General features: G+C 40.1%; 16 protein-coding genes. 7 read left to right on the plus strand and 9 right to left on the minus strand.

The genetic code is table 11. The features are described 5' to 3' along the window. The first annotated feature begins 33 nt into the window (after positions 1-33). From C727_RS0109955 to C727_RS0109970, 4 genes are all read left to right on the plus strand, one after another. Entirely contained in the window at positions 34-2,706 is a 2,673-nt protein-coding gene (locus C727_RS0109955) for a TonB-dependent receptor (RefSeq protein ID WP_017445491.1), read from the plus strand. A gap of 78 nt (positions 2,707-2,784) precedes the next feature. Next, positions 2,785-5,322 carry a glycoside hydrolase family 3 protein gene (locus tag C727_RS0109960; RefSeq protein ID WP_017445492.1) on the plus strand — a complete coding sequence of 846 codons (2,538 nt, stop codon included), beginning with the start codon at positions 2,785-2,787 and terminating at the stop codon, positions 5,320-5,322. A 14-nt stretch (positions 5,323-5,336) separates the two neighbouring features. Beyond that, the gene (locus C727_RS0109965) at positions 5,337-6,488 is read left to right on the plus strand and encodes a sensor histidine kinase (protein ID WP_017445493.1); all 1,152 of its coding nucleotides are present in this window, start codon (positions 5,337-5,339) and stop codon (positions 6,486-6,488) included. A 10-nt stretch (positions 6,489-6,498) separates the two neighbouring features. Beyond that, positions 6,499-7,278: a LytR/AlgR family response regulator transcription factor gene (locus C727_RS0109970; RefSeq protein WP_017445494.1), complete on the plus strand. Its 780-nt coding sequence runs from the start codon at positions 6,499-6,501 to the stop codon at positions 7,276-7,278. A 135-nt stretch (positions 7,279-7,413) separates the two neighbouring features. Here the strand turns inward: C727_RS0109970 and C727_RS0109975 are convergent, their stop codons facing one another. From C727_RS0109975 to truC, 7 genes are all read right to left on the minus strand, one after another. Beyond that, the gene (locus C727_RS0109975) at positions 7,414-9,957 is read right to left on the minus strand and encodes an EAL domain-containing protein (RefSeq protein WP_017445495.1); all 2,544 of its coding nucleotides are present in this window, start codon (positions 9,955-9,957) and stop codon (positions 7,414-7,416) included. Between the two features lie 161 nt (positions 9,958-10,118). Beyond that, on the minus strand, positions 10,119-10,427 hold the full coding sequence (locus C727_RS19990) for a DUF2845 domain-containing protein (RefSeq protein WP_081579203.1): 309 nt from the start codon (positions 10,425-10,427) through the stop codon (positions 10,119-10,121). A 7-nt stretch (positions 10,428-10,434) separates the two neighbouring features. Next, entirely contained in the window at positions 10,435-10,734 is a 300-nt protein-coding gene (locus C727_RS0109990) for a PilZ domain-containing protein (RefSeq protein WP_017445498.1), read from the minus strand. 63 nt (positions 10,735-10,797) lie between these two features. Next, positions 10,798-14,691 carry an ATP-dependent RNA helicase HrpA gene (gene hrpA / locus C727_RS0109995; protein WP_017445499.1) on the minus strand — a complete coding sequence of 1,298 codons (3,894 nt, stop codon included), beginning with the start codon at positions 14,689-14,691 and terminating at the stop codon, positions 10,798-10,800. A 56-nt stretch (positions 14,692-14,747) separates the two neighbouring features. After that, positions 14,748-15,167 (minus strand): CBS domain-containing protein, encoded by a 420-nt coding sequence (locus C727_RS0110000; RefSeq protein ID WP_017445500.1) that lies wholly within the window; start codon positions 15,165-15,167, stop codon positions 14,748-14,750. Between the two features lie 83 nt (positions 15,168-15,250). Next, complete coding sequence (locus C727_RS0110005) at positions 15,251-15,706, minus strand: flavodoxin (protein WP_017445501.1); 456 nt, start codon at positions 15,704-15,706, stop codon at positions 15,251-15,253. A 7-nt stretch (positions 15,707-15,713) separates the two neighbouring features. Continuing rightward, positions 15,714-16,439 carry a tRNA pseudouridine(65) synthase TruC gene (gene truC / locus C727_RS0110010; protein ID WP_017445502.1) on the minus strand — a complete coding sequence of 242 codons (726 nt, stop codon included), beginning with the start codon at positions 16,437-16,439 and terminating at the stop codon, positions 15,714-15,716. A gap of 80 nt (positions 16,440-16,519) precedes the next feature. Between truC and C727_RS0110015 the strand changes: the two genes are divergently transcribed. From C727_RS0110015 to C727_RS0110025, 3 genes are read left to right on the plus strand one after another with little or no spacing between them, the layout of a single operon-like run. Beyond that, positions 16,520-17,557 (plus strand): DUF3549 family protein, encoded by a 1,038-nt coding sequence (locus C727_RS0110015; protein WP_017445503.1) that lies wholly within the window; start codon positions 16,520-16,522, stop codon positions 17,555-17,557. Continuing rightward, the gene (locus C727_RS0110020) at positions 17,541-17,852 is read left to right on the plus strand and encodes a DUF3301 domain-containing protein (protein WP_017445504.1); all 312 of its coding nucleotides are present in this window, start codon (positions 17,541-17,543) and stop codon (positions 17,850-17,852) included. The genes C727_RS0110015 and C727_RS0110020 overlap by 17 nt, the downstream gene beginning before the upstream one ends. Then, entirely contained in the window at positions 17,853-18,206 is a 354-nt protein-coding gene (locus tag C727_RS0110025) for a hypothetical protein (protein WP_017445505.1), read from the plus strand. On the opposite strand, the gene C727_RS0110030 is transcribed toward C727_RS0110025, so the two are convergent. Beyond that, positions 18,192-19,031: a cobalamin-binding protein gene (locus tag C727_RS0110030; RefSeq protein WP_155949209.1), complete on the minus strand. Its 840-nt coding sequence runs from the start codon at positions 19,029-19,031 to the stop codon at positions 18,192-18,194. The two genes, C727_RS0110025 and C727_RS0110030, sit on opposite strands and share 15 nt — an antisense overlap. Beyond that, a complete protein-coding gene (gene cobO / locus C727_RS0110035) occupies positions 19,031-19,636 on the minus strand; it encodes a cob(I)yrinic acid a,c-diamide adenosyltransferase (protein WP_017445507.1) in 606 nt (201 codons plus the stop codon). The genes C727_RS0110030 and cobO overlap by 1 nt, the downstream gene beginning before the upstream one ends.

A 19,636-nucleotide genomic window follows, 5' to 3' on the forward strand; every position in this document is an offset into this window, starting at 1 on the left:
TAAACAACAATTCTGTCACAAGGTGCGATATACATGTTTAAATTAAAAACACTTTCTATAGCTATCTCGATGAGTGTGGTGATGCCCGCGTTTGCGGCCGAACCTTCCCAAATAAATGAAGAACAAACGAATGAAAATTCGCTCGAAGTGATTTCAGTTACAGCAACCAAACGTAAAACTAAGCTGATGGAAACTCCGGTCGCGATCTCTGCTTTCAGCCAAGAAAAACTCGATCAAACCGGCATCAAAAATATTAAAGACATGGGCAGTTTAGTACCTGGTTTAGATATTTCGGTTGCCGCAGAGCAGTCGACCCCAGTTATCTCGATGCGTGGTGTGCGCTCAACTAATACGACCGAACTAGGTGACCCTGCCGTCGGTGTCCATTTAGATGGTATATATTCTCCACGCATGCAAGGAGCGTTAGCACTAATGTATGATGTGGAGCGAGTTGAGGCCTTGCGTGGTCCACAAGGTACTTTATTTGGCCGTAACTCAACTGTGGGTAGCATTAATGTCATTTCTGCTAAACCCAATTTTTCAGGAAAGTCAGGCAAATTAGACTTAGAATTGGGCAACTATAATGCAAACAGCGCTGGCGGCTTTTTTAACTTACCTATTACTGATGAATTTGCAGTTCGGGTTTCGGGTAAGTATTTAAAACGCGACTCCTATGTTGATGGTTATTGGGATCCTAATCAGTATGATTCTCGCTGGTTGTCGGATGAAGTTTTATCAGCACCTGTTATTTCTGAAGATTCATATCAGGGCGTTGGCGACACTTTAACACAACGCGAAAACTGGTGGATAGATGCAGCGGGTACAGATCCAGAAGCGCAAAAAGTACGTGCGTTAACACCAGCTGATCCCGCCGATTTTTATGGCAATGCTAACGAATATTCGTTTCGGGTAAGTGCATTGTGGGATTCGATTGATCTTGGCATGTCTAACTTAACTATTATGCAAAAATATAAAAATAATAGTGCCGGTAGTGTTGATATGGTCAATTGTGAGAAGCTGAGCGGTCGGCCGGCTGAGCTTGGCGGTGATTGCAATAACTTTTTACCGTCTGATGATACTTTTCAGGCTGTGGTAAATGTACCGGGTAAACTGAATCTGGATATCACTTATTTACGCAATATATTTAATTATGAATTAACTGACGACTTGAGTTTAGTTTGGTTATTAGGTTATGAAAACATGGAGCGTGAATCAGCACAAGATTCTGAAGTCGGTTTAGATGTTTGGGATGGTGCAACATACTTTTTAGACGGCACAGGGGCAGAATCTTACTCGACCGAAATCCAGTTACAGTCATCTGAATATGGCGATTTTGTTTGGATTGCCGGGGTTAACTTATTTCATGAGCAAACCACAACTGTCGGCTATTATGATAATCCAATGGACGATAAAGCCTTTTGGGATCAACCGGATCGCTCAACAGACGCTTTTGCACTATTTGGCCAAGGCACTTATAAGTTAAGCGACCGCTTAGGTTTAACGCTTGGGTATAGGTATAGCGATGAAACCAAAGAAGACAAAGGCGGCCGTACGTATCGATGTTCTAATGCCGGTGGCTGCGCCCCAGGCTGGTTTGCCCGTAGTGAACTAAATGCTTTAGATACAGACTATTTTAATGATCCCAGTATCTATGAGTCATATTTTGAAAATGATAATAAAGGCAGCTGGAGCCATCACGACTACAGAATAGGCTTAGACTATGATGTATCGGCGCAAACTATGGTTTACTCCTATTTAGCTTCAGGTTTTAAAGCCGGCGGTATTGGTGACGTATTTGAAGTTGTTAACGACCGCACCGGTGAAGTTCAGCGTTTTGAAACTCAGTTCGATCCGGAAGAAGTATTAACTTGGGAAATTGGCGCTAAATCTAGCTTTTTTGACAACTCGTTAAATCTACAAAGCACCTTTTTCTATACCGACTATTCAAACATGCAATACGCGTCAGTTGGTTCTATTGGTAATGTTGAACGATTAGGCGAAGTAGAAGATGACGAGGGGCGTCCAATTTTAGACGAAAATGGCGAGCCTATTTTAGATTATCAAAACCAACCCGTGATCGCTTATTACACACAAAACGTGCCAGGTGCGACAATTAAAGGCATAGAGCTAGAATTTGATTGGAAACCGTATCCAGCAGGCAGAGTAACAGGGTATGCCACTTGGACCGATGCTAAAGTGACAGAGGATTGGATCACTAAATGGGATTATGACTCAGAATATCTATTTGATTTAACGTACGAAGAGTCTATCGATCCTGAAAATACAAGGTTAACCACTAACTTGAAAGGCAACGAAATGGCAATGACGCCTAAATTTACATTAAATGTAAGTTACACCCATAGCTTTAATTTAAATGAATACGGCGATATCCATACTTGGTTGAACGTCAACTGGAAAGATAAATCTTATCTAACCTTATGGAACTTAGATAAACATGTAAATAATATGGATTTTTCTGTGTCTGACGAAGCCATTCAATACGTTGACGACAGCCGAGATGCGTTTACAACGGTAAACGCGTCAGTCAAATACCAACCTAAAAGCGAAACTTGGTATTTAGAGGCATTTGTAAATAACGCCACTGACGAGTTAATTCAGCACTGGAGTAATACCAGTAAAGGATTCCCCAAAGGCAGTTATGCCATGCCTAGATATTACGGCTTACGTGCTGGTTTCAACTTTTAATCATTAGTCACCTTCCTCTCATGCCCGAGTGTCTGTTTATCACTCGGGTCTCAGCGTGAAAAGAATTAAAGAATTTTTATGAAAAAACAAACGATTACAGCAATAAGTTTAACCATTAGCTTATTAACGGGTAGCGCGATTGCGCAGCAGAAAACCTTGTGGCCTCACGCCAATACGCAACTTAAACGAGACCCTGCCGTTGAAAAAAAGGTCACTGAGTTATTAAACCAGATGACGTTAGCGCAAAAAGTTGCACAAATGGTACAACCTGAAATTGCGTATCTTTCGGTTGATCAAATGCGTAAATACGGGTTTGGTTCTTATTTAAACGGTGGTAATACCGCACCTTATAATGACAAACAAGCAACGCCAGAAACCTGGTTAAAATATGCTGACGAAATGTATTATGCATCGATTGATGATTCGATTGATGGTAGTAAAATTCCAACTATTTGGGGAACGGACGCCATGCACGGACATAGCAATGTGTACGGTGCGACCTTGTTTCCTCACAATATAGGGTTGGGCGCTGCAAATGATCCCGCGCTAATTAAAAAGATTGGTCAAGCCACAGCCAAAGAAGTCGCCGCCACTGGCATAGAATGGAGTTTTGCACCAACGGTTGCTGTTGTTCGGGACGATCGCTGGGGGCGTACCTACGAAAGTTATTCAGAAGATCCCGCCATTGTTCGCGCTTACGCTGGTGAAATGGTGGCCGGTATTCAAGGTGATATTCAGCACGACTTTTTAGCTGGTTACCATAGAATTGCGACTGCAAAACACTTTGTTGGTGATGGTGGTACTCAAAATGGGATCGACCGCGGAGATACCTTAGTTTCTGAAGCGGACTTGCGCGATATCCACGCCGCTGGGTATTTTTCAGCCATTGAAGCTGGCGTACAATCCGTTATGGCATCATTTAACAGCTGGCAAGGAAAACGCCTACATGGCCATAAATACTTACTAACCGATGTGTTAAAAGGGCAAATGGGATTTGATGGTTTTGTTGTTAGCGATTGGAATGCGCATAAATTTGTAGACGGCTGCGATTTAGAGCAGTGCGCGGGTGCCATTAATGCCGGTGTGGATGTAATTATGGTACCTGAACATTTTGAAGCTTTTTACCACAATACCATAGCCCAAGTGAAACAAGGCGTAATACCAATTACGCGCGTAAACGACGCAGTGCGACGCCTATTGAGAGCAAAAGTGCGCTGGGGACTGTTTGAAAAAGATGAACCTTCAAGCCGTATTACGGCAGAAATCAAAAACAGTTTTAATAGCAAAGAACATAAAGATTTGTCGCGCGAAGCCGTGCGTAAATCATTAGTGCTATTAAAAAATAATCGCAATATTTTACCATTGTCACCGACACAAAATATTTTAGTCGCTGGCGATGGCGCAAACGATATTGCAAAACAAGCAGGCGGATGGAGCGTTTCTTGGCAAGGTACCGATAACACCAATGCGGATTTCCCAAATGCAACATCGATATACCAGGGTATAAAAAAAGCGGTGCATAGTGCCGGCGGGCAAGTTGAGTTGGCAATTGATGGACAATTCAAACAACAACCAAACGCAGCTATTGTTGTCATCGGTGAGCCGCCTTATGCAGAATGGTTTGGTGATATTCAACGGATTGAATACCAAGAAAAAACTAAAAAAGACCTCGCTTTGCTTAAGCGTTTACAACAGCAAGATATACCGGTTGTGACTATTTATTTAGGCGGGCGACCGCTATGGATGAATAAAGAAATTAATCAATCCGATGCTTTTGTTGCTGCTTGGCTACCAGGCTCTGAAGGACAAGGGGTTGCGGATGTCATCCTGCAAAAAGCAAACGGTGAAATAAACTATGACTTTAGCGGTAAGTTAAGTTTTTCTTGGCCTAAATATGACGACCAATATGTATTAAATTATAAAGACAAAAATTACGATCCCTTATTTGCCTACGGTTATGGTTTAACATACCAAGATAATCAAGAATTAGCTCAACTGCCAGAAGCTAATCGTGTGAAAGCCGGACCTAAATCTCAGGGTCATTTTGCTTTATTTGAACGTAACTTAGCCGATGGATTGATTTGGTCGTTAAGCAATAAAAATGCGGCTTCGCAGTGGCAAAATGCGCAGATTAATGCGCCATCAGGGACTAGCCCAGATGATACCAGTGTGCAAATGCAGTCGGTGAATTTAGCTTATCAAGAAGATGCTAGACGTTTTATTTGGCCAACAGACAATGAAGGAAAAATCGCGCTAAGCTATTCAGCCGAGAATGGGGATATAAGCAAGCAAATCACCGCAGATAGCCTTTTATCGTTAGATATTCGTTTAGATAACAAGCCGCAAGGTCAGGTAAAGCTCTCGCTCTTTTGCCAACAAGATACCTGTTTGCAGTCACATGACCTCACACAATCTTTAAGTGAGCAAGAGAAAGGACGCTGGCAGACGCTAAATGTGGCCATTGGCTGTGTCAAACAAGCGAAAACTTTGAGAAAACTGAATGATATTTTAACCGTTAGCACCGCCAAGCCATTTGCGTTTGCAATTGCGAATGTAAAAATACATAACGAATTGCCAGAGCAGCCAACAAATAAGGTAAACTGCCAAACAAACTAAGGTATCTTTAAATAATGTTTGTTTATCAAAAAGGGTTAATGGCTCACCGCCTTAACCCTTTTTGTGTCATACCGATTTTTAATTTAGCTAAGGTAAATGATAGAGTGACTGCTAAAAATCGACAACTTAATTTATTTTGGTTATGCCAAACCTCTGGCTGGCTGGTTTATGCGTTACTAACCGAAGTCATGATCAAATTGCCGAGTGCTGAGCCGTGGCATATTCATATCCCACATTTGTTTTTAGATACCTGCGCCGGCTTTCTCATGACGCTGTTTTTGCGAGAAATTTTTAAAACGATAGAGCATTTTCCAACAGCTTTGAGCATTCCAATTCATATTTTTTGCATTGTGATTGCTTGTTTATTATGGACTCAGTTTAAATGGTCTAGTTTAACTTGGTTATATCAGGACCCGAACGCCAAAATGACTTGGTTTGATTTTGGAACTTGGAACCTGGCATCGCTGACTATGCTGTCAACTTGGTCTGGTTTTTATTACGCGATTAAAGCTTATTTAAAAGGGGTAGAGCAGCAAAAAAAAGCGGCTGAAGCAATTAATTTAGCCAAAGAATCCCAGTTAAAAATGCTTAGATATCAATTAAACCCACATTTCATGTTTAATAGCATTAATGCCATCTGCACCCTGATACTGCAAAAAAATAATCTACACGCGGTAGATATGTTAGAAAAACTCTGTGATTTGTTACGCTATAGCTTGTATACAGATCCACTGGCTAAAGTCACTGTTGACGAAGAGATCCAAGTTTTAAACAATTATTGTGAGATTGAAAAATGTCGTTTTAAAGACAAACTCAAGGTCACTATTAAAGCGACTCCAGAGACTCAAAAATGTTTAGTGCCATCGCTTTTATTGCAGCCGTTAGTTGAAAACTCGATAAAACATGGTATTCAATTAGACCAAAAGCAATATGCCATCAATGTTGATTTTACTATTCTAAACGAGCAGTTAGTGATTCAAGTGTCTGATAATGGTTGTGGTTTTAAAGAAAATTTAACTACCTCGGATTTTGGCATTGGACTAAAAAATAGTGAAGATAGATTAAATATTATTTATCCAAAACAATACCAATTGTCGCTAAACAATGGGCCACACGGCGGCGCTTTATTAATCATTAAAATTCCGGTGCAAACGAATACTGGATAAGAGTGGTGTTATGCAAAAAATAAAAACCTTATTAGTCGATGATGAACCTAGCGCGTTAGAAGGTTTAGCGATTCGTCTTGAATCATTCGACGAGATCCAAATCACAGATCAAGTTGGCAGTGTGCAAGCCGCCATTCAAAGCATTAATACGAATCCACCAGAATTAATATTTTTAGATATAGAAATGCCCAAACAAAACGGTTTTGATTTAGTTGCCCAATTGCAAGGTGATCAAATGCCAGCGATCGTTTTTGTCACTGCATATCACCAGCACGCGGTTAAAGCGTTTGAAGTTAGAGCAATAGATTATTTACTTAAACCAGTAAAACTTGATCGTTTGGCTGAAACTATCATTCGAATTAAACAGCAAACCGCTAAACAAAAAAGCGAAATCATTTCCGTCTTTAAGCAGATAGATGATAAAAGTAACACAGCAGCCAAAATGAGCGCACAAGCGGATCAGCAAAAACTCATGATAGAAGACGGCGCGAATCCGATTCATATGGTGCCATTTGCAGACATAGAGTGGATTGATGCCGCTGGCGACTATATGTGTGTTCATAGTAATGAAAAAACACATATTATGAGAGCAAGATTAAAAAGTTTAATTGATCAGTTACCCGATTATTTTATGCGGATCCATAAATCAACCATAGTAAACTTAAATCTAATTAAACAACTTACACCGCTGCGTAATTGCGAATATATGTTAGAACTACAAAATGGTAAACAGCTTAAGGTGAGCAGAACCTATGGTAAATCCCTTAAAAATCGCTTGGCGCAAATATAATAAATGTGTCTCTAAAAGGATAAATGCGACAGAGTGACGGAGCTAACTACAAAATATGATAGCGGAATACGTTAACTTACATTCAATTTAACATAATATACATTATCGGATGTTTGAGTATCTAACGAATATACCTTATTGAGCCGTGGTATTATTAAGCCAAACCTCAATTTCTGTTGGGCTTAATGGCTTAGAAAATAAATATCCCTGAGCTACATGGTAACCTTGTTGTTTTAAAATATTATATTGGTCACTATTTTCGATGCCTTCCGCAACAACGTCTAAATCTAGACTACTACCAATCTGAATGACTGCGCGGCTCAATGCCTGGTTAGTTTCACTGCCTTTTAAATCAGTTACAAAACTTCTATCTAGTTTGAGTTCTTTTAACGGGATCTTTTTTAAATAACTTAAACCAGAATAACCGGTACCAAAATCATCAATCGAAAAACCCACGCCTTTATCATGAATATCGTGCAGAATTTTCATGGTATTTGGATTAGTATCTAATAAAACACCCTCTGTTAATTCTAAGGTTAAATCTTTCGCTTTAAGGTTGTACTTTTTAAGCTCAGACATAATTAAATCGCATAGATCTAAGCTATGAAAATTAATGGGTGATAAATTAACAGAGACAGTCGGAATTTTTATAGCTTTGTCCCGCCAAATAGCCATTTGCCGACAAGCGGTTTGCAAAGCCCACCTTGTTAAATCACCGATTAATCCGCATTCTTCTGCGAGCGGGATAAATTTAGCTGGTGACACAGGACCAAATTTAGGATGCACCCAGCGCGACAAAGCTTCAACACCGTATAAGCTGCCATCTTTCATATTTATCTGTGGTTGGTATACCAACTCTAAAAGATCGTTTTCTATCGCACTTTGCAGATCCAGCTCTAACTCTTGTCGCTCTTGTGCGAGTTGATTTAATTCATGACTAAAAAATGCAAAGCGACCTTTACCAGAAGTTTTTGCCTGGTACATTGCCATATCAGCTCGGTGAATCAATGTCCCTATATCGCCGCCATCAGTTGGATACACACTGACACCGATACTTGCCGAACCAACAACTTTAAATGTTTCAGTTTGGTACGGCGCAACAATGGCTAACCTTAGCTCTTCAATAAAGTTATTTAAGGTTTCGCCGGTTTTATTTTTACAAATAACCACAAATTCGTCACCGGACAAACGGCCACAAAAATCTTCGTTTTTGCACTTAGATTTAATTCTAAATGCAATTTCTTGTAAAAATTTATCACCTTCCGGGTGACCAAAACTATCATTAATTTGTTTAAACCGATCTAAATCAATAAAAAGTACTGCTAACGAGGTTTTACCCTGTGAAGCTGAACGCAAAGCATGCTCTGCTTCTGCATGCAATAAACTGCGATTTGGTAATTGAGTTAAGCTGTCGTAATACGCTAATTGACGAATACTTTGTCGATGTGCTTCACGCTCAATCGCTAACCCGCATAATGGTGCTAACACTTCACCTAATGTGTATTCAATCTCAGTTAATGGTGTTTGAACTTGGTTATAAAAAGATATAACGCCTACGGATTGGCCATCTTTGCCAATTATTGGCAAAGACCAACAGCTTTGAATATTCGAACGTTGCAGCTCATTTTTATATTCTAACCATAAATGATCGGCTAAAATTTCGTGTACAAATACAGCTTCACCACGAAAAGCCGCAGTTGCGGCTGAGCCTGTGTTGTCGGCAATTTTAAGACCATTTAAAACACTCTTAAAAGGTTTTGGAAGTTTTAACGAAGCTAAAACTTGCAACCTTTGTTGTTCATCTACTTTGAAAATCACCGGAATAATATTGTGGCACATCTTGACAACTTCGCGGCATGCCAGTTCCATGATGACTTCGAGTGCTTGGTCGTTTGCTATGGCCGTTAATATTTGACGATGCAACACTTGGTGTAATTTTGTGGTCGTAATTTCTGATAAAATAGTAACCGTGTTACTTAGCGTTTTATCCTCGTTAAATACCGGATTAGACATGATAGAACACCATATTTCTCGGTCGTCTTTGGTATTTATTAACTCATCAATTTTAAGGGCTTGTCCTGTGCTTAACCTTTCACGCAACGAAGTCACAGAATCAGTAGCAATATGACGGGCCAATATTTGTGTGGGTGTCAGCCCCAATACTTCCGCTTCCTGATAACCAAGTAATCGAGTAAAGCCTTGATTAATATATATAATCTTCCAATCTTTGTCTGTAATAAAAATAGCGTTGTCTGATTTATCTGTGACCAAAGACATCATCTCGATGCGCTTTTTTTGTTTTACTAGTTCAGTCACGTCTTTTATAAAGGCGGTGTATAAAATCTTGCCATTAACTTCAACTTTTGAGATCGAAAAAGACCCCCACTTTTTACTGCCATCTTTAGCAAAAAATTCAATGTCTCGACTGGTCCCAACAATCTTATTGATACCGCTTTTTCGGTTATTATTAATATAGTGATCATGGTTCGGTTTTATAGCATCTGGTACAAGTATTTTTACATTTTGGCCTAATACTTCGTGCTTTTTAAATCCCCAAAGGCGCTCAGCGGATTCATTGAATAAAATAATATTGTTTTTAGAGTCGATAACTACAACTCCATCCACGGCTTGCTCTAAGGTTTGTGTAAAAATATTTGAGAGGCTATCTATATCAGGCATAATGTCGCAAAAGAGTTTGATTTGGTCGGTTCGGCGACAAAATCGAAAAAAACAAAAAACAACTGTCGCTTCTAAATTAAAATCTGAGCGGTTGTTAGCAATTTAAATTATGTTACCTCTAAAGTTCCATATTTGAAACAACATTCTTTTTTTACAAGGGGTTAATTTCGGCGCCCTTTTTCAATTTTAATCACTCGATTGTTACACAAATATACATGTCTAAAATATTGATATTTGTTGGGTTTATAAACCCAGATCTGGCAAGTTTGCGAACGATATCGGTGGCCATCCCAAACTTTTTGTTTGTGTAAACTTTTACTGATCGGTTGGCCACAGTTTTTAATAACGTCGCTTTTGCTGTCAGACGTTTGCACAAATTTCCCCGTTTTACAGCGGAAACTAACAGCAAATGTATTACTGCAAAACAGCAATAATATAATGATCATTAAGCTTCTTTTACAGAAACTCATTAGCTGTTTATTTCAAATCAAAAATCTCAATACCTATCAGGTATACATCAGAAGATTCTTTGGTTGAACGTAAAACTTTACCACGTGCTTGCAACGGCGGAATTTGCTCACTGGCAGATGCGATATTAACAGAGACAGTTCGCCCGATATCTATTGGCTGCTCTGTTTCTACGGCCATACCGGTCGTACTTAAATCGCGACATGTTGCGGTAAACTCTTCTGGTGTCACTGGATGTTCTACTACAAGTCGACAATCCGCATTTACCATCATACGGTAATACGAACGCTGATCATCTTGGCCTATCATAAACACTCCTAAGGGCTGAAGCCGGACTTAAAATTACACGAAATTTATTAGCCTGGTTATAGGTTATAACAGGCCTTGTTTTTTTGCGTCATGCAAATACTGCGTGATCCTTTTTGCTGATATCGGTATTTTAGTGCCTAATTGTTGCGCAAATAAGGATACTTTATACTCTTCCAACATCCACCGCAAAGTTTCTAGTGTTTCATCTTGCGGACCAGACTTTAATGACGCTGCGAGCCTTTTTTTATAGTCACCCGCAACTTTATCAAATTGTGCCTGATTTAATCTATCTCTGACAGGATCAACCGGCAATTTTTCTAACCTTTTTAACAGCGCCTGTAAATAACGCTCAATATCTTTTAGTTTAGCAACCCCAAACCGAGTTACAAAACCTTTAAACACTAATTGCTCAACTTGGTGTTTAATTTCAGCTTGAGCTTGTACTAAATCAAAACTGGTTTTGCCTTTTAGTTTTTTGTTTATTTGGTGGCAAATCGTTAAAATTTTCTCAACTTGAATGGCTACATTTAATACTCGTTCAGCCAATTCGCCGCGTAATTGCTCGCGCGCTCGTTTAAAGGCCTCTTCGGTTCGAGGTATCTCCTCAAACGTTAATAAATTATCCGTTATTGTTGCTAACACACAGTCGTCGATTAAGTCTTTTATTTGACCAAAAGGATTAAAATAAAGACTCAGTTTTGCTTTATTTGGCAACTTATCTTGTAAATAACTACGTGGTGATGGCAAATTTAAATAAAGCAGCCTAGTTACTCCTGCTAGCATAGACCATTGTGCCTGCTTTTGGCTATCAAATAGCTTAATTGATACTGAATTTTTATCATCTACCAATGCAGGAAATGCTTTAATTTGATAACCCGCTTGTTTTTTACTGTACTCTTTTTCTAACTTCGCAAAATCCCAATCAGTGATCTGTTCACGTTCAATACCTTTTTCCGCAACTTGGGTTAGCGTATCCGATATTTTTCCTTGCAGTTCAGCTTTAATATTTTCTAACGACTTGCCAACTTTTATCACCTCACCCTGTTCGTTTAAGATTTTGAAATTAATCCTAAGGTGCTGAGGAACTTGTTGCCAATCCCAATCATCATCCGATAATCGTACGCCCGTCATTCGCAACAATTGATGAGATAATGCTTGAGTAAAACTAGCGTCTTGCTCGTTAATCGCCGCTAACGCCGCACTTGCAAAATCAGGTGCGGGCACAAAGTTTTTCCGCAAAACTTTTGGCAGCGATTTTATTAAGGCGGTTGCAAGCTCTAATCGATAGCCAGGCACCGACCAATCAAAGCCTTGGTCTTCAACTTGGTTTAACAACGCAAGTGGAATCATTAAATTGATTCCGTCAGCTGATTGGCTAGGCTCAAACACATATTCAAGCGGCAGCGTTAAATTACCTTGTCGCCAGGTATCTGGAAAATCTGTGGCTGTTACCTGATTAGCTTCATGTTTCATCAAATCCTGCTCTGTCATTCTGAGCAGTGTTTTGTCTTTTTGTTGTTGCCACCATTTTTTAAAACTGACTGTATCTACCACATGAGGTGCAATACGCTCATCATAAAAAGCAAATAGCTCTTCGTCATCGGCTAGGATGTCACGGCGACGAGATTTAGCTTCTAAAGTTTCTATGCTTTCAATTAGAGTTTGATTATGAAGTAAAAACTCTGCTTTTAAATTGATCTGCTGATTTACTAAAGCTTCACGAATAAATATCTGGCGACTTACCGCAGGATCAATTTTGCCATATTGAACACGGCGCTTTAAAACTATCGGTAAGCCGTATAGGATCTGTTTTTCGAAGGCAACGACTGAGCCACGTTTTTTTTCCCAATGTGGCTCATCATATTGACGCTTAACCAAGTGCTGAGCATTGTCTTCAATCCATTGGGGCTCGACCTTGGCAACGGTACGGGCAAACAAACGGCTGGTTTCAACAAGCTCAGCGGCGATAATCCATTTGGCTTTAGTTTTAGACAGTGCCGAACCCGGAAAAATAACAAACTTGCTATTCCTAGCTCCAAGATAGCCTTGTTGATTATCTTTTTGACCGATGTGACTTAACAAACCCGAGGTAAGCGCCCTATGTAGCTGTTCATATGACGCTTCTTGCTCGCTTAGTTTCCATCCAAGCTCTTTTGTTGACTCTGTCAACTGATAAACAATGTCTTGCCATTCGCGTATTCTTAAATAGTTTAAAAACTCATTTTTACATATTTTTCTAAATTGATTCCGCGAATTATCATCTGCAAGGTCCTGCAAATAATTCCATAAATTAAGGTAACTGACAAAATCTGAGTCTTTATCATCAAATCTTTTATGTTGCTCATCAGCGGCTTGTTTTTTATCTGCTGGGCGTTCTCTTGGATCTTGAATGCTTAATCCAGCCACTATGATTATAACTTGATACAAACATCCAAGTTTATGAGCTGTGAGCACCATCTTCCCAAGTCTTGGATCAACAGGTAACCTTGCCACCGCTCGACCTGCATCGGTTAGGCTCGCTTTTTGTTTTTTCGCCTCTGGATTGAGTGCACCTATCTCTTGCAGTAATAAAATACCGTCATTGATGGCTCTGTTATCTGGCGGCTGAATAAATGGAAAACGCTCGATGTCACCGAGTCCCAAGGCATGCATTTGCAAAATTACCGACGCTAGGTTGGTTCTTAAAATCTCAGGGTCGGTAAACTCGGGTCTGTTGATAAAGTCATCTTCTTCGTATAATCGAATACAGATACCTGCTGCAACCCGTCCACAGCGCCCTGCTCTCTGGTTAGCGCTGGCTTGTGAAATGTTTTCTATTGGTAAGCGCTGGACTTTGGTTCTGGCGCTATAACGTGAGATACGAGCAGTACCCGGATCTATCACGTAACGTATCCCCGGCACTGTCAACGAGGTTTCGGCGACATTGGTAGCAAGTACAATTCGACGGCCAGTATGCGGCGCAAACACTCGGTTTTGTTCACTGGCAGAAAGGCGCGCATATAGTGGTAATACTTCAGTGCTTTTAAGTTTTAATTTATTTAATCCTTCAGCTGTATCTCTGATTTCTCGTTCACCATTCATAAAAATGAGAATGTCGCCGGGCCCTTCACGGGAAAGTTCGTTCACTGCGTCATAAATTGCTTCGAGCTGGTCTCTATCGGGGTTGCTTTCATCATTTATCGGCCGATATCTTACTTCTACTGGGTAAGTACGACCGGATACCTCAATGACAGGGGCATGATTAAAGTGTTTTGAAAAACGCTCTACATCAATGGTTGCTGAGGTAATAATTAATTTTAGTTCGGGGCGCTTTGGCAAGAGCTGTTTCAGATAACCCAAAATAAAATCTATGTTGAGACTGCGCTCATGCGCTTCATCTATGATGATGGTATCATATTGATTCAAAAATCTATCTTGTTGAATTTCAGCTAATAAAATACCATCTGTCATCAGCTTTATGTAAGAATCCCGGCTACTTTGATCGCTAAATCGAATTTTAAAACCCACATCTTGACCAAGTTCAGTTTTAAGCTCTTCGGCGATTCTGCTGGCGACACTACGTGCAGCCAACCGGCGGGGCTGTGTATGGGCAATTTGTCCATTCAAACCACGTCCGGCGTCCAAACAAAGTTTAGGTAATTGAGTTGTTTTACCCGATCCTGTTTCACCAGCGATAATCACAACCTGATTCTGTTCAATTGCATCAATGATTGTTTGTTTTTTTTCGCTCACCGGTAAATCAGGGTATTCGGGGCGTGGGCGATTGGCTAAACGCTGTTTTTTATAGTCAGCCGAACGTTCAACTTGAGTGAGCCATTTTTCTAACGCTGACGCTTTTTTGTCGGCATTGTTGATTTTATCAATTTTAAAGAATCGACTGCGTAATAAATAATAGTCGGCTGGATAAACAGATTTTAATAAAGCCAAAGAATTAGATTTAAGATCAGACAAAAACAAATACCCCCGTAGAATAACGGGGGCAGATCCTACCAAAGCATTCACGCCTTGGCGAGTTAATCTGGTCTTGGGTAAGAGTCTTTTAGGTGTTCGTCAATCGCGCGCATCACTTGGCGGCGGCTGATAGACCCTAACAAAACACCATCATCATCAACAATCGGATAAATTCTGGGCCGATTTAATGTCATATTTTGCGCAACTTCTAAGACCGATGAATATGGCTTTAACACCAAAACATCGCGCGCCATTATATCTTCGACTTTGGCAACCTGCTCTTGAAAGTACGTCGATTCTATCATGTAAGACAAACAGTCTTGCTCAGATAAAAAACCAATAACTTTGCCCGCTTCATCCAATACGGGCCCCCCCGACTCGCTCGCCTTTAACAAGTGCTCTACAGCTTCGGCAATGTTTAACCCTGGCTTGAAAGTCACCGGACGTTTATTCATGTAGTCTTCAACACGCAATGATTGCATAAGATCACCTCAGCGTTTGGTTTTATTATCAAGTTAAAGACTAGCCTATAAATAATAAATTAACACGTTAAGGGGCAAAAAAATTATACGCTAATAGCAGTTATGTATTTATCTAACCAAGCCGCTGATGCTTCGGCTGTATCCATAGTTTCACAGGCATCAATTTCTAGGGTTTCTAATACTTTAACCGCCATAGATTCTTGCATCATTTCGTCCAATGCTTTTCCTGCTCCGCAAAAAGTATCAAAATAAGATGAGTCGCCCATCGCCATGATTGCGTACTGGATTTTAGATAAGTTTGGCACTGTATCTCTCGTTTGAAAATAAAAATCTTCAATGTTAGGTGGCACATCACCCGCGCCCGTTGTACTACTGATTAATAGCCAATATTCAGCACCAAAAGATTGCACGTCAGCTAAACTTGTATCCACAAAAATTTCGGCTTCAAAACCCGCATCTCTCAAACGTGTTAAAGTAGTTTCTGCCAACTCTTCAGCGGCACCGTAAACAGAACCAACTATGATAGCAATTTTTTGCATTTCAATTTCACCTCGGATATTCAATATTTACTGCGTTTAATAAGTGTTTAAAGCTGTTGTCTAATGGTGCATCGATTGTAAGCATTTGACCATTAATTGGATGCGGTAATTCTAACCGGCTTGCATGCAATGCCAGTCTAGCATCTGCCAGTTGTGCTTTAAAATAACGATTATATTTATTATCACCATAATTTACATCGCACAAAATCGGATGGCGTAAATGCGCTAAATGGCGTCTAATTTGATGCTTGCGGCCATGCACAGGGTTTAATTGTAACAGGCTAAATCGCGAACTTGGATACCGGTTAATCGCCACTGGAATTTCGCTTTGCTCAATACAGCGATAAGCGGTAATGGCGTCTTTAGGCAAATTGTGACCAGACTTGTGACGATCTGCTATTTTATCTAAATTTTCACTTAGCGGATGATCTATCACCCCTTCGTCATTTAAATGACCACGGCAAATGGCTAAATAGGTTTTTGCTACCTTGCGTGCTTCAATAATCGCAGAAATGAGTTTTGCACCATGCGACGACAGCGCCATTAACAATACACCAGAGGTAGGCCTGTCCAATCTGTGTACCGGATAAACCCGTTGGCCGATTTGATCACGCACCATTTGCATTGCAAATTGAGTTTCGTGCCTGTCTATCATAGAGCGGTGAACTAATAAACCCGAAGGTTTATTGACGGCGACCATCCAAGCATCTTGATATAAAATTTGTAACACCATGTGCTCCGTAAATTTAGCACTATCAATAAAAAAACGGTATTATAGCCAGTTTAGTATCAAGATTTAAATCAAGGTTGGGTATGAAGCAAGTTTTTAGTCTGTATGAGTTAATTCAGCAAGCCGGTTGTGATTATTGTATTTTTGATTTTGGTCGCCGGGTACAGGCCTTAAGTAAACAAGAGTTTGAATCGTTCGAAAAATGCGAAACACCCTATCCAACTCCGATACAACAACATGCAAGATTTGCTTTGGTATACTGGCCTGTTGGTAATAGCCAAAATCCTTATATCTGGTTTTTAAATTTACCGTTAGACGAACAAAGCTGTTTAGTGCCTGGCGCTCGCAACCATTTTGTTGCCATTATCCAAGAAGCCTTGGGCGATGCGTTTGCTAAACAACAAGAAGAAACCCAGCAGAAATTACCTGATAACCCTTATATAAAATTACCCGATAGCAATAAAATCGCGCTGGTAAATGCTGCTATCAAATACAAATTTAAACGGCCTGCGAGCCAAGCAATGCAAGAGTGTATCTGTTATTTAAATGGATCAGACAAAAGCCAGTGGCGAAACTTGTCAGTGCAAGGTTGGGCAGATCTATTTGCCCACACAAAAGATCCTAAAGTTCAGCAGGCCATTGATAGCGACTTTTTTAATTGGCCAGAAGATTTATTTAAAGAGTTGCTCCCATTATTGGAACACACTCAGTTATCGCGGGCTTTAACGAACAAATTAATCAGACAATTGGCGTGTAAAAAAACGGATTTAAAGGCTAGTGTACCACTGCTGCGTTGCTTAGCGGCTAATAGTGATCAAGTGGCGGTGCAAGATGCTATTTATGACTTTATGCAATCTCATTCGTTATTGGGGGCAGATATCAATGCTTTAATCGCGGCACGCGCTTGGCCAGCCTTACAAAATCCACTGCTCCTAATTTATTTTTTGGAACAATTGGCAAGCGATGACGCAGATGTGTTTGCGGCACTATTTAAAGATTTAGTGGCGCTTCCTACTTTAAGACGCAGCATTTTAACTTTAATGCAAAATCCACAAAGCTTGCCGCAAACGCGCCAGGCAGTCACTATGATGATGGCAAAAAATAATGGTCCAACTCACTGATTTAATCGTATTAATTAGCATAGCACTGGTTATTTTTCAGTTTTGGCAATTACGCCGTCAATCTGAAGCAGCACTAGCCTATGCTAAAGACTATTGTGAACGGAATAATATTCAGTTTATTTCGGTTGCACGGCAAAAAACCCGTATGGTGTTTTTTAAAAAACAACTGCTTGAGTGGCACTCTAAATTTCAATTTGAATTTAGTGGTAATGGTGAAGACAGTAATTTTGGCGAATTGGTGTTAATTGATCAAAGATTGATTAATGTAACAACCGAAGTATATAAAATGAATTAAATGGGTAAAAAATTTAGTCTTACAGACGACAATATAGATAGGCAGATTCAAGCCATTCATTATGCAATAGCGTTAAAACTGCTGGCCGAACCCGCCTTAGTAGCACAAGTGCGGGAAAAAATAGAACGGAATAAAGCCATTGGTAAAATGCGTTATGGAGCTTATATTCATTGGCTAAGCACACTGGATAATATGTTTGATAAAGATACTTTTATCCGCGGCATGACTGAGTTTACGCCACAATTAAGAAAGTGGCGTCGTCACACACCTTTTACCGGTATTTTAACTGAACAAGAGCGCAGTGATGCGCTTGATGCGCATGCATGTGGCAAACTACACTCAGTTTTGTTTTGATAAGTGAATTTTTTCACACATTATGGCGAGTTCATCGATAGCTCGCCCTGTCATTCGATGTAATTTATCTGAATTAACATAAATAATTCGCTCATTTTTAACCGCGTTAAGCTGCGGATATTTTTGCCACATAGATTTATCCCCATTTGGTTCACTGGCTGACGTCGGAATAATAATCACATCTGGATTTTTTAACAGTACATGCTCTGCACTGATTTGTGGATAGTCACCAATTTGCTCAGAAAATACGTTTTCAACACCACAAACTTTTAATAATTGATGTGGCCAAGCATTATTGGCCGCAGTTGTTAATGGGCTAGACCAAACTTGATAAAATACTTTTATAGGTTTTTCTGGTTGTTGATATTTTGTATTTAACCAAGAAAGTGTGTCTAGCACGATTTTAGCTTTATTTTTAGCCGTTTGGGTGTGGCCACTTAAATGACCTAACCAAATAAGTTCTTTCGCAATATCTTCCGGTACTTTTGGCGTTGAGTACATAATTTTTAAACCCAACTCTTGCATTCGTTTTAAATCAGCCGGCGGGTTTCCGTTGCGCCAAGCGATAATGTAATCCGGTTGCAAGGCAAGGACCTTTTCTATACTGATACCTGCATAGTTGCCAATTCTTGGAATTTGATTTGCGATTAGCGGATAATCCGAATGTTCGGTTGCACCAATAATCTGCTGACCAGCACCAACGGCATATAAATTTTCAACAATATGTGGTGCCAAAGTTACAAACTTTGCATCAGCCGGCTGTACCGGCTCCGCATGTAACAAAGTTACCGTTAAACTAAAAACAAAGGTCATTAGCTTGATCACTACCAATCAACTCCTTTTTGCGCTTTAATGCCTGCTTCAAACGCATGTTTAACCGACTGTATTTCACTCACAGTGTCGGCTATCTCTAACAAATTTTTATCGGCACCTCGGCCAGTGACAATTACATGTTGATGTGGTGGACGATTAACAATCGCATCCAATACTTCATCAGAGTCCAAATAGTCGTAACTCAACATATAGGTGAGTTCGTCCAATAAAACCAGGTCTATTTTTTCGTCCGCCAAAAACGCTTTGCCTCGTGCCCAGACCGCTTCTGCCGCAGCAATATCCGCTTCACGGTTTTGAGTTTCCCATGTAAAACCAGTTCCCATAACCGCAAATTCGCAGCCATGCGATTGCAATAGGTTGCGCTCACCACACTCCCAACCTCCTTTAATAAACTGTACAACTGCAGCCGACAAGCCGTGGCCAACAGCCCGAGCTACAGTTCCAAAACCTGACGTACTTTTACCTTTACCATTGCCAGTGATCACTATAAAAATGCCACGCTCTTCTTGAGCAGCGTTGATTTTGGCATCTACTTTCTCTTTTAAACGCTGCATACGCGCTTGATGGCGTTGGTTTTTTACTGATTGATCAACCAA

It is taken from the genome of Gayadomonas joobiniege G7, from assembly GCF_000300815.1.
GTDB lineage: Bacteria > Pseudomonadota > Gammaproteobacteria > Enterobacterales > Alteromonadaceae > Catenovulum > Catenovulum joobiniege.

Coding starts and splice junctions, on each gene's coding strand:
- C727_RS0109955 (WP_017445491.1), top strand. CDS start 34: ATGTTTAAATTAAAAACACTTTCTATAGCTATCTCGATGAGTGTGGTG.
- C727_RS0109960 (WP_017445492.1), top strand. CDS start 2,785: ATGAAAAAACAAACGATTACAGCAATAAGTTTAACCATTAGCTTATTA.
- C727_RS0109965 (WP_017445493.1), top strand. CDS start 5,337: ATGTTTGTTTATCAAAAAGGGTTAATGGCTCACCGCCTTAACCCTTTT.
- C727_RS0109970 (WP_017445494.1), top strand. CDS start 6,499: ATGCAAAAAATAAAAACCTTATTAGTCGATGATGAACCTAGCGCGTTA.
- C727_RS0109975 (WP_017445495.1), bottom strand. CDS start 9,957: ATGCCTGATATAGATAGCCTCTCAAATATTTTTACACAAACCTTAGAG.
- C727_RS19990 (WP_081579203.1), bottom strand. CDS start 10,427: ATGAGTTTCTGTAAAAGAAGCTTAATGATCATTATATTATTGCTGTTT.
- C727_RS0109990 (WP_017445498.1), bottom strand. CDS start 10,734: ATGATAGGCCAAGATGATCAGCGTTCGTATTACCGTATGATGGTAAAT.
- C727_RS0110000 (WP_017445500.1), bottom strand. CDS start 15,167: ATGCAATCATTGCGTGTTGAAGACTACATGAATAAACGTCCGGTGACT.
- C727_RS0110005 (WP_017445501.1), bottom strand. CDS start 15,706: ATGCAAAAAATTGCTATCATAGTTGGTTCTGTTTACGGTGCCGCTGAA.
- truC (WP_017445502.1), bottom strand. CDS start 16,439: ATGGTGTTACAAATTTTATATCAAGATGCTTGGATGGTCGCCGTCAAT.
- C727_RS0110015 (WP_017445503.1), top strand. CDS start 16,520: ATGAAGCAAGTTTTTAGTCTGTATGAGTTAATTCAGCAAGCCGGTTGT.
- C727_RS0110020 (WP_017445504.1), top strand. CDS start 17,541: ATGGTCCAACTCACTGATTTAATCGTATTAATTAGCATAGCACTGGTT.
- C727_RS0110025 (WP_017445505.1), top strand. CDS start 17,853: ATGGGTAAAAAATTTAGTCTTACAGACGACAATATAGATAGGCAGATT.